Genomic DNA, 15706 nt, shown 5'->3' with positions numbered 1-15706 from the left:
GTTGAACGAAATTCAATGTGGCTGAAATCCGCGCTCCCAGGAGGTCCCCATGTCCAAGCTTCTGATCCACCCCGACAAGTCCTCGTCGAAGATCCACCACGTCACGCCGCAAACGGCTGGATGGAGCTATGTCGGCTTCGAGGTGCACCAGCTCGCCGCAGGCGCCACGCTGAGCGCAGAGACCGGCGGCAGCGAGATCTGTCTCGTCCTCGTTGCGGGCAAGGCGGCCATCAAGGCCGGCGACCAGGATTTCGGCGTGCTGGGCGAGCGTAACGACCCCTTCGAGGCGGCGCCCTGGTCGGTCTATGTGCCGGCGAAGTCGCGCTACGAAGTGACGGCCGAGACCCCCCTCGAGCTCGCCATCTGCGCCGCACCCGGCACAGGCGCGCACCAGGCTCGCGTCATCGGCCCCGACCAGGTGGGCCAGGAGACGCGCGGCAAGGGCTCGAACACCCGCCATGTGCGCAACATTCTGCCGGAATGGGAGCCAGCGGAGAGCCTGCTGGTGGTCGAGGTGATCACGCCCTCCGGCAATTGGTCGAGCTATCCGCCGCACAAGCATGACCAGGACAATCTGCCAGCCGAAAGCCTCCTGGAAGAGACCTACTACCACCGTTTCAACCCGTCCCAGGGGTACGGCGTGCAGCGCGTCTACACCGACGACCGCTCGCTCGACGAAACCATGGCCTTCGGCGACCGCGACGTGGTGCTGGTGCCCAAAGGCTACCACCCCGTGGGCGTCGCACATGGATATGATCTGTATTACCTTAACGTCATGGCCGGCCCGAAGCGCGTGTGGAAGTTCCACAACGATCCGGATCATGAGTGGCTGATGAAGGCGTGATTCCTGTGTATCGCAAGATACCAGCAACCGGTTTGCCGCCTCAGAGACCGGTTATTCTGCACCGGCCATACAAAAGCCCGGCACACAGCCGGGCTTTGCTTAAGACACCTGTATAGGGTTAGAACTTGTAGGCGATGCCAACACGAACGTCGTTGGTCTTCAGGTCAATGTGGTCCTTGTAGCCGCCGTCCTGGATAGCGGTGATCTTGTAATCCGGGTTCACCTTGCTGCCATAGTCAGTGTAGCGGTACTCGATCCTAGCAATCAGATTGTCCGTAACGGCATATTCGAGACCGGCACCGATCGTCCACCCCCATTGAGTGTTCTGGTGAGGCACGGCCTTGTCGGTCGGGTAGAACGGACGCCATTTGACCTCGGCACCCGCGACACCACCAGCGATATAGGGCAGGAAGCGATCAATGGCATAGCCAAGACGCAGGCGCGCAGCACCATCCCAGGTCACCCGGGTTGTAGTCGGTGAATTCGGGCGACCGGCCGAGATACCGATACCCACCATGTCGTCCTTGCCATCGATAGCACCGAACTTGCCATCAGCTTCGGCGCCGACGACGAAGCTCGTATTCTCAAACTGGTAATTGGCACCGAGATAGGCCCCCCCGGAGACGCCATCCGAATTGATCGTACCGATATAATCGGCCGCACCATCCGTATTGTGCGTATTCTTTACATCGGACTTACCCCAGCTATAGGCAGCCTGGAGACCGCCGTAGAAGCCGGTCCAAGTGAAGGGAGCGGCAACGACCGGCGAAACCGGCTCGGCGGGAGCAGGCGCCAAGTCGGCAGCAAGGGCAGCGGAAGACAGCGCCAAAAGGGAAACCGACGCAAGAATCAGGCGGCTCATTGAATTGCTCCTCATATATTGAGACAATGAGTACCATATTCCGCTGGGGAAATCTGTCACCCAATTGCAACAGTCTCCCTGATTTTACTACCGTAGAGCGCGTTTAAGGGACGCAACGCTCCAGCGTAGCGCCATGTGGAGCCAAAGATTAATCAAATTATCTGAAATTTGATTACAGGAAGTTGTTTCTGATCTGCCTGGCTGCCTAACACCTACCACTTTGGCGTCAAGGGAGTGACTTACGAGATGAAGAGATTCGGCGATATGCACCTTATGATACTACCGCCGGGCTAAGTCAGGAGCCACGCCTCTCCTTGGGTGTAACCTCGAACGAACGCAACTTTCCGTTGCGCAACACATCGAAGCGCGTGCTGCGGCCGATGCATTCCTCGTTCAGCAAACGGATGAGATCATCCACCGCGGACACCTTCTGGCCGTCCAGTGCAACAATGATATCGCCCATCAGCAGGCCTGCCGATTCGGCCGGCTGCCCGATTTCCGCTGCGGAAATCATCACGCCGGCAGGCTGATCGACACCGGCCGACAACTGGACGCGCCGGGCGATCATCGCCTGCTGCGCGGCGATGCCGATCGAGGCGCGGCGCACATGGCCGTGGCGGATGAGCTGCCCCATCACGAAGCTCGCGGTGTTCGAGGCGACGGCAAAGCAGATGCCCTGCGCGCCCATGATGACGGCCGTGTTGATGCCGATCACCTCGCCCAAGGTCGAGACCAGCGGGCCGCCGGAATTGCCGGGATTGAGCGCCGCGTCAGTCTGGATCACGTCGTCGATCAGCCGACCGCTCTTGGCGCGCAACGAGCGCCCGAGCGCCGATATCACGCCCGAGGTCACGGTTGCCTCGAAGCCCAGCGGATTGCCGATGGCGACGGCCACCTGGCCACGGCGCAGCAGGCTGGAATTGCCGAGCCTCGCCGCCGTCAAATTGACCGGCTGCTCGATATGGACGAGCGCGAGATCGGTGTCGGGATCATCGCCGATCAGCCTGGCATCGAAATGGTGACCGTCCTGGGTCTGCACCGAGACGCGGGGCGTACCCTGCGCGACATGGCTGTTGGTGAGAACGAGGCCGTCCGGCGAGAGGATGACGCCGGAGCCGGAGCCCGCGGGCTTGCCGCCCTTGCGGATGTCGAGCTTCACCACGGCTTGGCCGACCCTGTCGATCACGCCGATCACCGTGTTGGAATAGGCATCCAGAAGCTGGGCATCGTCAGGCGTCCCAAGAGACAGGGGAGCAAGAGACTCGGAAGCTTGTGAGGCAGGTTCGTCGTTGAGGACGAAAGTGGGGGAAGTATCGAGCAGCATAGCGATAACCAAGGTCGGTTCATCAATCGGTCAGCGCTATATGGGTGTATTCTTTGATTACTGTAAGGGTGGCCTGCTCGCATGGCTCTGCATGGCTGCGATGAGCGGAACGGGCCCGAAGTCCGGAAGGAAGGCGGGGACCGCAAATATCCAATCCTAACCACCCCTTCCGGAGTTGCGCCGGAATCATAGCTGCTTGAGCGGCAAGGAGCGCTTACCGGCCGAGGACCTGCTTCACCGTCTTGCGCACGCCAACGCGCATCGGCGTCATCACCTGCATCACGGCGGCCTTGGCATGGTCCGCCGAAGGATGAAGACCAGGCTGCTGCGGCTTCATGCCCATCATGCGCAGATAGTGATTGGCCGAACGGGCGTTGCTGCGCTCGCGGCTGGCGTCGGTCTCGAACACGAAGGCATAGGAGACGCTGCGCACGGTGCCGGTCTGGACCCAATGCGGTGCGTTCTGGGGCTGGTGGAACGCCCTGCCCGGCTCCAGGTTGAAAACGTGTTCCTGCTTGGGATCGCAGCGGGCCAGATCGAGCTGCCCGATATCCACCACGCCTTTCACATAGAAGCGCTCGAGATCGGCCTCGTCCACCGCACTGGGGGCGAAGACATGGTAGTTCTTCGGCCCTTCGATCTGGAAGAAATGATTGATCTCGGGATCGAAATGGAACGGAGTGGTGGAGGCTGCCGAGGAGATGAAGACGGAGGACTCGAGCCGCAGAACCTTCTCGCCCCGCAGGCCGCCACGCAGATCCGCCAGGGCGTCGAATAACGTATGCAGGAGGTCGCGGAACTCGGTGTCGTGATTTTCCAAGCGCTTCAGCAGGACACGCACGGGGCTGCTATCCAACTGGCCCAGCGCCTCATGGGGTTTGAACATGCTGTGCTTCACGTCATAGAACTTCGTGCCGGGCGCGGAAGCCGAGGCGGCCACGAAGAAATCCTGCGGCTTGTCGGCATAACGCTCAGCCATCCGGGCCAGTGCCTCCGGCTGGAACATCGGCAGCTTGTGCAAGCTGTGCTGGAAGCCGAAGGGGAGCGTGTCGAAGGCACCGCGGTAACCCACCGGATCGATGGTCAAGAGTTCATCTGCAGAGGGAATCATTTTCAAGCCAACCTTGCGTCGCGGGCGCGGCCATGCGTCGTACAGTATTTTTGCTCCTTGTTTCATGACGACGCAAGTTCAGCCTCTAAGCAACTGGGTATCCAAATTTAGGTGAAGCGGCAGCGCAAGACCGCAATCTGAGGTTGATGGAGATATCTAAAGTGAGCCTAACTCACTGAAAAACCTAAATCATAATTCCGATCATGGCTGTCCGGTCGCCACATTTGACCCCTGCGCCTTATCCACGAATTACTACGAATACAGGAGCCTTAACACTTTATCGCAGGGCCACGACGGATAGGGCACCCTCCAATCAGGCTAGACCTCTACCTCCAAGGAGGAGCATTGAAAGCGCATTGCGGCTACACGATTTCTCGCCGTGGTTGCGCGAAAATCCGGCAGCCAGGCTCTGAAATTGCGTATTTCTTCGGGAAATTCGACGAATCCACTCCATCCGCTTCGATACGACAATTCAATGCAGAAGAGGTTTAAACATACCGTTGCGTCATACGTCAAATCGATGGTACATCGACACGGATAACTAAGTTATACTATGTTAATACTTTACAGTATGGCAACAAGCCGCTCCTTTGCGATACCGGCACAAAGAGCAGCGCTCGACCGAAGTCGAATCTTGGCTATCTCGAACCGGATCGATTGACATTCCCCTGCGTTATGTGGCCGGCAGGCTTCAGCAGCGGAAAAGGCACAAAGGAAGCACCAAGTAGATACCAGGCGGTGTCAGTGGCAGGCCTCACGGATCGCGGCCGGGACCACCTCGCTGGAGAGGTGCGCGGGCTTTGATCGAATCGATCAAAAATCCTGATGGTCCGGCACGCCGTCCAATATTGCGTCCAGAGGCGTTATCGTTTCATCTGCGAGCCCCTCTCCTGCCTTCCCGGTTGTGACATGAATATCCTCTCCATCCAGTCCTGGGTCACCTACGGCCATGTCGGCAATGCCTCGGCCGTCTTCCCGATGCAGCGCCTGGGTTGCGAGGTCTGGGCCATCCACACCGTGCAGTTCTCAAATCACACGGGTTACGGCGCCTGGAAGGGCCGCGTCTATGACGGCACCATGGTGGACGAACTGGTGGAGGGTCTCGCCGATCGCGGCGTGCTCGGCCGCTGCGATGGCGTGCTCTCGGGCTATATGGGCTCGTCAGATATCGGCAATGCCATCATGGCCGCGGTCGACAAGGTGCGGACGGCCAACCCCGCTGCCACCTATTGCTGCGACCCGGTGATCGGCGATGTCGGACGCGGCATTTTCGTGCGTCCGGGCATCCCGGAATTCATGCGCGACAAGGCCGTGCCTGCGGCGGACGTGATCACGCCGAACCGCTTCGAGCTCGAATATCTCTCGGGCCAGGCGATCCGCACGCTCGGCGACGCAAAGTCAGCGGTTTCAGCGCTCCATGCCCTCGGCCCGAAGGTCGTCCTGGTGACCTCGCTCGACGTGCAGGAGACACCCGACGATGCCATCGATCTCCTTGCCTCCGATGCCACCGGTTTCTACCGGCTCCGCACGCCGCGCCTCGGGCTGTCGATCAACGGGGCAGGCGATGCCATCGCCGCGCTTTTCAATCTGCACTGGAAGCGTTTCGGCTCGGCGGCGCAGGCGCTCGACCTCGCCGGCGCCTCGGTCTACGGCCTGCTCAAGCGTACGGAAGAAGCCGGCTCGCGCGAGATCTTGACCGTCGGGGCCCAGGACGAGTTCGTCACGCCGAGTTGGCGCTTTCCGGTGGAGAAGGTCTGACGGCAAGCGCGAACGAGCCGACGTTCTGTTTCCAAGAGCGGACATCGCCGCCACACTGAATGGAGTTCAATGTGGCTGAAGTCCGCGCTCCCAGGAGTTGCCATGCCCCGCCGTTTCTACACCCTCGATGTCTTCGCCGACCGCGCCCTCGCCGGCAATCCCCTTGCCGTCGTGCTCGACAGCAAGGGGCTCGACACCGCGGCGATGCAGCAGATCGCCCGTGAGTTCAACCTGTCCGAAACCGTCTTCGTGCAGCCGCCGACGGACAGCCGGCACCGCGCCAAGATCCGTATCTTCACCCCCGGCCTGGAGATGCCCTTTGCCGGCCATCCCACGGTGGGCACCGCCGTGCTGCTGGCGAGCCTCGACCACAGGAACGAAAGCGGCGACTATCTCTTCGGCCTGGAAGAACTGATCGGCACGGTGCCCTGCGCCGTCAGCCTGGGAGAAGGCGTCGCCTATGCGCGCTTTGACGTACCGGTGCTGCCCACCGAACGCGGCGCGCCCGTCGCCACCGCCCTGATTGCCGAGGCGCTCGGCCTCACTGTCGCGGATATCGGCTTCGAGAACCATGTCCCCACTTTGTTCGGCAGCGGCTTTCCCTACACTTTCGTGCCGGTTCGCACCCTGGAAGCCATGGGCCGCATCCGCATCAACACCAGCCTGTGGAAGGCGGCGTTCGGCCAGGAAGGTCTCGGCGCCGCCTATGCCTATACCCGCCACACGGTGGAACCGACATCGAGCCTGCACGCCCGCATGTTCTCGCCCGGCGACGGCATTCCCGAGGATCCAGCCACCGGTTCGGCCGTGGCAGGCCTCTCCGGCGTGCTCCACCGCTTCGACGATCTTCCCGAGGGTATCCGGCATTTCCGCATCGAACAGGGCTTCGAGATGGGCCGGCCCTCCCTCATCGATCTCACCATGCAGATCGAGCGTATGCGCCTGAGCTCCGCCTCGATCGGTGGCCATGCGGTGATCGTCAGCGAAGGGTTGCTGCATGTCTGAGCCCGAGATCGTCGAACTCGACGAGATCGACTGCCGCTTCGAACCGCGGCCCTGGGTCTTCGCGGAGGACAACCGCGAGGCGATCGCGGCACATTGGCAGGAGGTCATCGCCAGGAAGCCCGCCAGCTTCAACGGCAAGATCCTGCTCCTGCATCGCTGGGAGGTCAGCGGCCGGCGTTTTCGCGGCGCCTATCTGATGACGGACTACGCCAGCTTCCTGGCTTGGCGCGATTTCGGCACGCCGGGCGAGCCCAAGTGGAACTGCTTCGCCATGGCCGCGCTGCAGGCAGCCGATGGCGCCTTCCTGCTCGGCGAGATGGCGGAGCATACCAGCAACGCCGGCGCCATCTATTTCGCCGCCGGCACACCCGATCCCTCCGACCTCGACGGCGACACTGTCAATCTCGCCGGCAGCGTCACGCGCGAGCTGGAAGAAGAAACCGGCGTATCCCCCACCGATGTCGCCATCGCATCCGGCTGGACGGCGGTGTTCCACGGGCCACGCATCGCCATGATGAAGACCGTGCGCTCCTCGCTTCCGTCGACGGCTCTGAAGGCGCGGATCGAGGGCTTCCTCGCCGCCGACAGCGAGCCCGAGCTCAGCCGCATGCATGTCGTCCGCAGCCCGGGCGATCTCATCGCCGACCGGATGCCGCCCTTCCAGCGTGCCTATCTGCTGCATCGGCTGGCGCAGGCGCCCTCCGAGGGGGAGTGCCTCAGCGGGGCGTAGGCGTCGTCAAAAAATGAATGAATCGGCAAGCCGGCGTTCAGAAAACGCGAGAGGCGCGGCGCCTGAAGCCCCTGTTCCTGAACGATCCCTTGGCTACCCGGTCAAACGTCTCGCCCGTGCTCGAATCAATCGACAACACCCTGCCCGGCATCCTCCTTCGCCAATGATAGAGGCGTTGGAGTACGTTGAACATAAAGGATACAAATATTGATTTTTGTTCATTCCCATGCTCTCATCCCTCTCGGAACGAAGCGTCAGCGGCCGGCGTATGATCAACTCGGCTCCGAACGCCTCCATCCACCCCGAGTGCCTGTCCAAGCGGCAGGCGCGCACGGCGGTCCTGCTTCCTTCGAAGCCGGCCTCCAGGGTGACGAGCGGGACAGACGGGATCGGCACCCCATGGAAGTGCCACGCGATGGAAATACCACGCAATCCCTGGACGGAGCGTGACGGGCTTGAGCCCGGCAACGCCTTCGTCCCCACGTCCCGCCGATGCGGTGAAGACGGTTCATGCCACTGTCCGGCCAGGACTGCAGCGCTGAGCCCCTTGACCGAGCCGGCTGGCTCAGGTTTGGATGGTCCGTGCCATCCGCTCCCGGCTCGCCTCCGCCTTCATAAGGCGGAAAAAAACAGGTGGCCTTGCACGCCTTGTCAGCGCGCCAGGCAGCCGGAACGGGGCGATGGCGGCCTGCACCGACAGTGCGGCCTGCATCTTCCATGATCCTGCCTTCACGGCTGCTCCGCAGCCGCCATCGCCCGGTCTCTTCATCAACCCAGCCGGAAAGGGCGTGGGAACGAGAGCGCTTGGGAATTGCGGTGTGAAGGCCGCGGAGGCGGGCGGACAGGTCCCCAGACCCGGCTACCTAATAGGGGCACGGTCAAGAGCCGAGTCCGAAACTCGCGCCCATCAACTCAGGATTTCAAGCCTCTCCCAGGGCGAGCTGGACTTTCACCGACCGGCTCTTGTCAGCGGCAAGATCGAAGGCGCGCTTGGCCTCCTGCAGTGGCACGATCTCGGTGAGGAGCGGGCGTACGTCGATCTGCCGCCTGGCGATGTACGATACGGCGGTCTCGAATTCGGTATCGAAGCGGAAGGTGCCGATCAGGTTGATCTCCTTGGTGACGATGGCGGACATCGGTAGGTCAGCCTGCGCTCCCTGGCCAATCTGCACGATGGTTCCGAGCGGGCGCACCACCTTCAGGCCCACCAGCAGCGGCACGGCGCTGCCAGCCGCCTCGAACATCACGTCGAACCAGCCCTTCTCGGCCTCGTATCCTGCCATGGCCTCCGGCTCGCTGGCGACATTGACGGTGCGGTCCGCCCCCATCCTGCGCGCCATGGCCAGCGGGCCGTCGAGGATATCGGTCGCGACGATCTCGGCCGCGCCGGCGGCCCGGGCGGCGGCGACGGTGAGGATGCCGATCGGTCCGGCGCCCGTAACGAGGACGCGTTGGCCCAGCAGAGGCCCCGCCCGCACGACGGCGTGGAGGCAGACGGCCAGCGGCTCGGCGAAGGCCGCCTCGTTCACCGATGTGCCCTCGGGCATCGGCACGGCCTGCACGGCCTCGCAAACGACGCTGTCGCGGAAGGCGCCCTGGACATGGGGCATGCGCATGGCCGAGCCGTAGAAGCGCATGTCGAGGCAGTGATTGTGCAGCCCTTTCACGCAAAAACGACAGACGCCGCAGGCAAGGCTCGGATTGACGGCAACGATATCCCCCGGTTTCACGGAGGTGACGCCGGGCGCTGCTTCCTGGACGATGCCCGCGACCTCATGGCCCAGGATCATGGGCTCGCGCAGCCGCACGGCACCAAAGCCGCCATGCAGGTAATAGTGCAGGTCCGAGCCGCAGATACCACCGGCCCGCAGGCCCACGCGCACCTGACCGGGGCCAAGCTGCGGCGCCTCCCGTTCCTCGACGCGCAGATCGAACGGCGCATGCAGGACCACTGCTCTCATGACGGGCTTTCCTTCAGTTCATTTGAAGTGGGACCGCCGCGCTTGGCGACAACGTCGAGCGAGCGGGTCAAAAGAAGCGACACGCTCATCTTACGACTGGAAAGCAGCAAGGCCAGCGCCAAGGTGAGAATGGGGATCGCCAGATTGATCGGCCGGGTGAAGACGGTCGAGGCGTCGCGTCCCGAGACGATCATGGCGGGCCGGAAATTCCCCTCGGGCCGCCAGTCCCTCAGCGCACCGGATAGCCGTGGCGGCTCTGGGTGGCCGAGATGATCTGCTCGGCCTTGGCATCGTTGCCGGCGTTGCAGGCCTGTGTCGCCGCAGCCAGGTCCCTGCCCATGTCGTCATGGACCTTCTTGTCCACGAAGCCGGTCTTCACATCCTTGTCGATGATACGCTGCACATAGGCGATACGGCTGGTGCAGGAGGCGGCCAAGGTGGGAACGCAAGAGGCCGCCAGCAAGACGGCGCAGATCAGAAGGCGCATCGAAGACATTCCATCAGGTTCATGGTCGGGACGGTCATTGCGGTAACGCGGCCCCCTCGCCTCTCCCTAGCGCAAGTTCGTTTAAATACCGTGAGGCGCCTCGCCCGAGGGCTCCGAAAACCGACAAGGAGAGGGTGGCCCCACCCTTGTCAACCAGAATTCGGAGACCCTCGGCCTCACCGGGTTCGATCACGGCTTGGGCGGCGGCACGATCTTCAGGTCTGGAGCGAGCTTGTAGGTCGCACTGAAACGCGCCGTGTCGCCGCCGCTTTGCATCGTGCCCTCGGTCTTCACCGGCAGGCGGCTCGCCGGATCGACATAGACGGTCATCGGCACGGTGAAATTCGCGATCGCAGCGTCATATTTGAAGCCAAGATATTTGGTGCCGTCGACCATCGTCTCGCCGAGGCATTGGATGTTCTGCGCCTTGTCGGAATAAAGGATGCCGGCCTGCGCAAAATCGGTCTGCATCTGGCGCGCGGTCGCTTCGTCGAGCGCCAGCCAGAACCCCTTCACATTGCCCCAGGCCTGGCTGCCGGTGACGATCACCTCCTGGTCGCCCTGCGACGTGCTGACATGAACATGGGCGGCATCGGGTGGGATGACCTCGGTCACCGTCACCATGCGCCGCGCACCCACGGATGCTTCCCCATCGACACGGAAAGGCCCGACTTCGCGCCCATGATGCATGATCGTCGCGAAATCGGCGGCGCAGTCGGCCCGGGCGCCGGCAGTGCCGAGCAGGACCGCCGCGAAGGCAAAGAAAGCAAGACGCATGCGTACTCCTCAAGAGAAGGCTTGCGCGACCCTACAGCACAGCATCCGATTCCGAAAACCGGCATCGCGCCCACGTGGGAATGGTCTTGCCCACGCGGCAACATCGCTGTACAAGCCCCTCATCCCGCGCGGCTTCAGCCGCAGCACAAAGAGGACTGAGCCGTGGCGACATCGCCCGCCAAAATCGAAACGCTTGCGCTCTCCGCGCCGGCGCTGGCGCTCGCCCTTCTTTCCGGCCTCCTCCTTAGCCGCCCCTGAGGGCCGGCCGGGCATCAGCCTGGGCGCTCAGGGGACCATGCTCCAGCGGCCTAACCCGCCGCCCTTCCCTATGGCTGAAGAGTTTTCATCATGACATATGCTGCCAAAGTCTCGCAGTTTTCCGCCCCGAAGGTCGACGTATCTGCCAAATACAAGCCCTGGCCGCCGATCGACTTGCCGGACCGCCAATGGCCGTCGAAGACCATCACCCATGCGCCAACCTGGTGCGCGGTAGACCTGCGCGACGGCAACCAGGCCTTGATCGAACCGATGGGCCATGAGCGCAAATTGCGCATGTGGGACACGCTGGTCGGCATGGGCTTCAAGGAGATCGAGGTCGGCTTCCCCTCGGCCTCGCAGACCGATTTCGACTTCGTCCGCTTCCTGATCGAATCCGGCCGCATTCCCGACGGCGTCGCCATCCAGGTGTTGACGCAGGCCCGCGAGGAGCTGATCCGCCGCACCTTCGAAAGCCTGAAGGGCGTCAAGTCAGCGATCGTCCATCTCTACAATTCCACCTCGGAACTGCAGCGCCGCGTCGTCTTCCGCCAGGACCGCGCCGGCATCAGGGACATCGCGGTCAAGGGCGCGGAACTGATCGTCCAGCTCACCAGGGAGCTGGGCATGGAAGACAATATCCGCCACCAGTATTCGCCCGAGAGCTTCATGGGTACCGAACTCGATTTCTCGAAGGAGATCTGCGAGGCGGTGATGGATGTCTACAGGCCGACGCCCGAGAAGAAGCTGATCCTGAACCTGCCGCTGACGGTGGAGATGTCGACGCCGAACATCTATGCCGATCAGATCGAATGGATGTCGCGCAACCTCAAGGACCGCGACAGCGTGATCATCTCGCTGCATCCCCACAACGACCGCGGCACCGGCGTCGCCGCCACCGAGCTCGGCCTGATGGCGGGCGCCGACCGCGTCGAGGGCACGCTGTTCGGCAATGGCGAGCGCACGGGCAATGTCGACCTCGTGATCATGGCCGGCAATCTGATGATGTCCGGCGTCGATCCGGAAATCGACATCACCGACGTGAACGGCCTGGTTCGCGTGGCCGAACATTGCAACCAGCTGCCGATCCATCCACGCCATCCCTATGCCGGCGAACTGGTGTTCACCGCCTTCTCCGGCTCGCACCAGGACGCGATCAACAAGGGGTTCAAGGCGATGGAGACGGCGACCACTCCGGTGTGGGAGGTGCCCTATCTGCCGATCGACCCGAAGGATCTCGGCCGCTCCTATGAGGCCGTCATCCGCATCAACTCGCAATCCGGCAAGGGCGGCATCGCCTTCATCCTCGAGAAGGAGCACGGCATCGAGCTGCCGCGCCTCCTGCAGGTCGAGTTCTCCAAAGTTGTGCAGGGCATCGCCGACGGCGAGGGCGTCGAGCTCAGCGCCGACCGGCTCTGGCATGCCTTTACCGGCGAATATCTCGACAATGGCCGCTACTCCTTCGTTTCCCACCAGGTCACCAGCGATGGCGAGGGCGAGGAGCGCACCATCACCGCGCGCATCCGCGACGAGGGCGTCGAGAAGACGGTGACCGGCCAGGGCAACGGCCCGATCGATGCCTTCGTGCAGGCGATGCGCCAGCAGAGCGGGCTCGACTTCGACGTCGCCAACTACCGAGAGCATGCCATCGGCTCCGGCGCCAATGCGGCCGCCGTCTCCTATGTCGAGCTGCGTGTCGCGAATGGCTCGACCTTGTTCGGCGTCGGCATCGACAAGGACACGACGAAGTCCTCGCTCAAGGCGGTGCTCTCGGGCGTGAACCGGATTTTGAAGAGGTAATCCGGGAGCGCGGACTTCCAGTCCGCTCTTGAAACGGCACACGTGCAAAAAGGGCGCTACCGTCGAGGTCAGCGCCCTTTTCTATTTGAGTCGAGGTTCAAGAGCGGACTGGAAGTCCGCGCTCCCGGGATTACCCTGCCGCCGCGCCCTCGTCCCTCAGCCTCTGGGTGTAGACGTTCATCACCAGGGCCGCGAGCAGGATGATGCCACGGATCAGGATCTTCTGGAAACTGTCGACCTGCTCCATGTGGTCGAGGCCGTTGTTGAGAACACCCAGCACGCAAAGGCCAACAATGGTGTTGCCGATGCCGCCGCGCCCGCCGAACAGGCTGGTGCCGCCCACCACCACGGCGGCGATGGCATCGAGCAGGTAGCTGGTGAATTCATTCTGCTGGGCGCTGCCAAAATGGGCGACGCCGATCATGCCGGCAACGCCAGAGCACACCGCCGATATCACCATCACCGAGGCCAGGATCATCTTGATGTTGATGCCCGAGAACTCCGCCGCCTCGCGATTGCCACCCACCATGTAGATGTAGCGCCCGAACCTCGTATAGGTCAGCACGACGTGGCCGACTGCCAGAAAAACGCCGAGCACGATGACGATCCAGGGTACGCCGCCAACGCTGCCGGCTCCCAGCGTGGTGACCAGATCGGGCACCGCATAGGCAATCTGCCCGCGCAAGAGCACGGCACTGATGCCGTCGGCAATCTGCATCATCGCCAGCGTCATGATGAAGGAAGGAATGAGAATCCGGGTCACGCCGAAAGCATTCACCAGGCCAAGCACGGCACAAACCACCAGGGCCAGCACGATCGCCACGCTGCCAGGCACAATGAAATCGGTATTGGCGATGTTCACGTAGGATTCCTGGGCCGTGAAGAAGGCCACCGCCACCCCGGTGACATTGGCGATGGAGGCCACCGACAGATCGATCTCGCCGCACAGGATCACGAAGGTCAGCCCGACGGCGATCACGCCGGTCACCGAGATCTGCACCAGGATGTTGGACAGATTGTCGAGCGTCACAAAGGATGGGCTCGCGACGGCAAAGAAGACCACCAGCGCCAGCAGGGTGACGAAGGGGGCGATGTTGCGCATCTGGTTGCGCAGGATCGATCCCAATCCTTGCCTTGCGAAGGCCGCCTGGCCGCCATCCTGAACCGGTGTGCTCATCAGCTAAAACTCCCAGGCCTAATCGATGGTGCGAGGAAGCGCTGCTTCACGCGGCTTCCAGCAATCTGTCTTTTGAAATCGTCTCATTGGCGAATTCGCGCACGATCCGCCCTTTTTTCATTACCACTACGCGATCGGCCAGCGAGAGCACTGTTTCCGGCTCGGCCGAGACGACGATCACGGCCAGACCCTTGTCGCGGAGATCGCGCACGATCTTCACCACATCGTCCTTGGCGCCCACATCCATGCCGCGTGTCGGCTCGGAGAGGATCAGAACCTTGGGTGGATAGGTCAGCCATTTGGCCAGCGCGACCTTCTGCTGGTTGCCGCCCGAGAGAGAGCCCAGCAGCGCGTTCACCGAAGGCGGTCGGATATGCAGCGCCTCGATATGGGCCTGCGTCGTCTTGCGCTCGACATTCGGCTTCAGCCACAGCCGCGAGATCCGCTGAAGGATGGAGATGGAGACATTGCGGTAGATCGGCTGGTGGTAGAACAGCATCGAGCGCCGGCTCTCCGGCACGAAGGCGATGCCCGCCTCGCGCGCCTGCGCGGTGTTGCGCAGATGGCGCGTCCTGCCCTGCAGTTCCAGATGACCGCGCGAGGGCTTGAGCTTGCCGAACAAAGTGCGGGCGAATTCGAGCTGGCCACAGCCCATGAAGCCATAGACGCCGAGCACCTCTCCGGCGTGCACGTCGATGCTGACATCGTCGAAGACGCGGCCATAGGACAGGCCCTGCGTCGCCAGCACAGGTGTGCCCGCGGGCTTGGCCGGCAGGCTGATCGAGCCGGAATAGCTCTCCTCCAGCCCTTCATGGCCGCGGCCGATCATGTGCTCGATCACCCAGTTCTTGTCGATCCCTTGCGTGGAGTGGGAGATCACGTGCCGGCCGTTGCGGAAGATGGTCACGACGTCCGAGATCGAGAGGATGTCGTCGAGGAAATGCGAGATGAAGACGATGCTGCGGCCATCGGCCCTCACCTTGCGCAGCACCTCGAACAGGCGCGCCACCTCGGGCGGCGAAAGCGCCGAGGTCGGCTCGTCCAGGATGATGATCCGCGCGCCAGAGAACAGCACGCGGGCAAGCTCGATCAATTGCTGCAGGCCGATCGGCAGGGCACCGATGCGCATCTTCGGATCGACATCGATGCCGAGATTCTTGAGCTGCTCGCGCGCGCCCTTCACCATCGCGGGCCAGTCCACCGCGCCGAAGGCATTGAGCGGCTGCTTGCCCAGATAGACGTTCTCCGCGACGGTCAGGTCCGGCACGATGCTGAGCTCCTGATGCACCATGCGAATGCCGGCCGCCAGGGACTCATGCGCCGAGCGGAAGTGGACCTCCTTGCCGTCGATCTCGAGCTTGCCCTGATATTCGGTATGAACACCGGCAATGATCTTCATCATCGTCGACTTGCCGGCGCCATTCTCGCCGACCAAGCCATGAATCTCGCCGGCCAGCAGCGTGAAATCAACGCCCTTCAGCGCAGCGACGCCACCGAAGGATTTGGAGATGTCGGTCATCTTGAGACGCGGCGTTTCGCCCACGCCTGCCTGTGTTTCATCAGTCGACATCACGCCTCACAGGACGGAAAAGGAACACCGGGAGCCAAACGAGGC

14 protein-coding genes are annotated in these 15706 nt (G+C 62.6%); 5 read left to right on the top strand and 9 right to left on the bottom strand.

All coding sequences use genetic code 11. From position 1 onward, the window contains the following. Positions 1–49: 49 nt before the first annotated feature. A complete protein-coding gene (gene iolB, locus QQL24_RS21715; protein WP_284314386.1) occupies positions 50–844 on the top strand; it encodes a 5-deoxy-glucuronate isomerase in 795 nt (264 codons plus the stop codon). 118 nt (positions 845–962) lie between these two features. Here iolB and QQL24_RS21710 read toward each other — a convergent pair whose 3' ends face one another. From QQL24_RS21710 to QQL24_RS21700, 3 genes are all read right to left on the bottom strand, one after another. Then, the gene (locus QQL24_RS21710) at positions 963–1706 is read right to left on the bottom strand and encodes an outer membrane protein (protein WP_284314385.1); all 744 of its coding nucleotides are present in this window, start codon (positions 1704–1706) and stop codon (positions 963–965) included. A gap of 295 nt (positions 1707–2001) precedes the next feature. Continuing rightward, positions 2002–3027 carry a S1C family serine protease gene (locus tag QQL24_RS21705; protein ID WP_431310732.1) on the bottom strand — a complete coding sequence of 342 codons (1026 nt, stop codon included), beginning with the start codon at positions 3025–3027 and terminating at the stop codon, positions 2002–2004. Between the two features lie 217 nt (positions 3028–3244). Next, positions 3245–4141 (bottom strand): cupin domain-containing protein, encoded by an 897-nt coding sequence (locus QQL24_RS21700; protein WP_284314383.1) that lies wholly within the window; start codon positions 4139–4141, stop codon positions 3245–3247. Between the two features lie 909 nt (positions 4142–5050). On the opposite strand from QQL24_RS21700, the gene pdxY reads away from it, so the two are divergent. The 3 genes from pdxY to QQL24_RS21685 all read left to right on the top strand — a co-directional run bounded on the left by pdxY (position 5051) and on the right by QQL24_RS21685 (position 7634). Further along, positions 5051–5899 (top strand): pyridoxal kinase PdxY, encoded by an 849-nt coding sequence (gene pdxY, locus QQL24_RS21695; protein WP_284314382.1) that lies wholly within the window; start codon positions 5051–5053, stop codon positions 5897–5899. Between the two features lie 102 nt (positions 5900–6001). After that, a complete protein-coding gene (locus tag QQL24_RS21690; RefSeq protein WP_284314381.1) occupies positions 6002–6904 on the top strand; it encodes a PhzF family phenazine biosynthesis protein in 903 nt (300 codons plus the stop codon). Beyond that, positions 6897–7634: an NUDIX hydrolase gene (locus tag QQL24_RS21685; protein WP_284314380.1), complete on the top strand. Its 738-nt coding sequence runs from the start codon at positions 6897–6899 to the stop codon at positions 7632–7634. The genes QQL24_RS21690 and QQL24_RS21685 overlap by 8 nt, the downstream gene beginning before the upstream one ends. 920 nt (positions 7635–8554) lie before the next feature. Here the strand turns inward: QQL24_RS21685 and QQL24_RS21680 are convergent. The 4 genes from QQL24_RS21680 to QQL24_RS21665 form a co-directional block, all read right to left on the bottom strand. After that, complete coding sequence (locus QQL24_RS21680; protein WP_284314379.1) at positions 8555–9595, bottom strand: L-idonate 5-dehydrogenase; 1041 nt, start codon at positions 9593–9595, stop codon at positions 8555–8557. Next, positions 9592–9789: a hypothetical protein gene (locus QQL24_RS21675; RefSeq protein ID WP_284314378.1), complete on the bottom strand. Its 198-nt coding sequence runs from the start codon at positions 9787–9789 to the stop codon at positions 9592–9594. The genes QQL24_RS21680 and QQL24_RS21675 overlap by 4 nt, the downstream gene beginning before the upstream one ends. A gap of 35 nt (positions 9790–9824) precedes the next feature. After that, entirely contained in the window at positions 9825–10082 is a 258-nt protein-coding gene (locus QQL24_RS21670) for a hypothetical protein (RefSeq protein WP_284314377.1), read from the bottom strand. A gap of 189 nt (positions 10083–10271) precedes the next feature. Next, positions 10272–10859: a hypothetical protein gene (locus QQL24_RS21665; RefSeq protein ID WP_284314376.1), complete on the bottom strand. Its 588-nt coding sequence runs from the start codon at positions 10857–10859 to the stop codon at positions 10272–10274. Between the two features lie 348 nt (positions 10860–11207). Here QQL24_RS21665 and leuA point away from each other — a divergent pair, with 348 nt between their 5' ends. Continuing rightward, positions 11208–12914, top strand: coding sequence for a 2-isopropylmalate synthase (gene leuA / locus QQL24_RS21660; RefSeq protein WP_284314375.1), 1707 nt, complete (start codon positions 11208–11210; stop codon positions 12912–12914). 130 nt (positions 12915–13044) lie between these two features. Here leuA and QQL24_RS21655 read toward each other — a convergent pair whose 3' ends face one another. Continuing rightward, positions 13045–14091, bottom strand: coding sequence for an ABC transporter permease (locus tag QQL24_RS21655; RefSeq protein ID WP_284314374.1), 1047 nt, complete (start codon positions 14089–14091; stop codon positions 13045–13047). 46 nt (positions 14092–14137) lie between these two features. Next, positions 14138–15661 carry a sugar ABC transporter ATP-binding protein gene (locus QQL24_RS21650; RefSeq protein ID WP_284314373.1) on the bottom strand — a complete coding sequence of 508 codons (1524 nt, stop codon included), beginning with the start codon at positions 15659–15661 and terminating at the stop codon, positions 14138–14140. Positions 15662–15706 lie beyond the last annotated feature (45 nt).

The organism is Labrys miyagiensis, assembly GCF_030160835.1.
Taxonomy (GTDB): Bacteria; Pseudomonadota; Alphaproteobacteria; order Rhizobiales; family Labraceae; genus Labrys; species Labrys miyagiensis.
The sequence above is the reverse complement of the archived record's forward strand: the minus strand, read 5'-3'. Positions and strand labels throughout refer to the sequence as shown.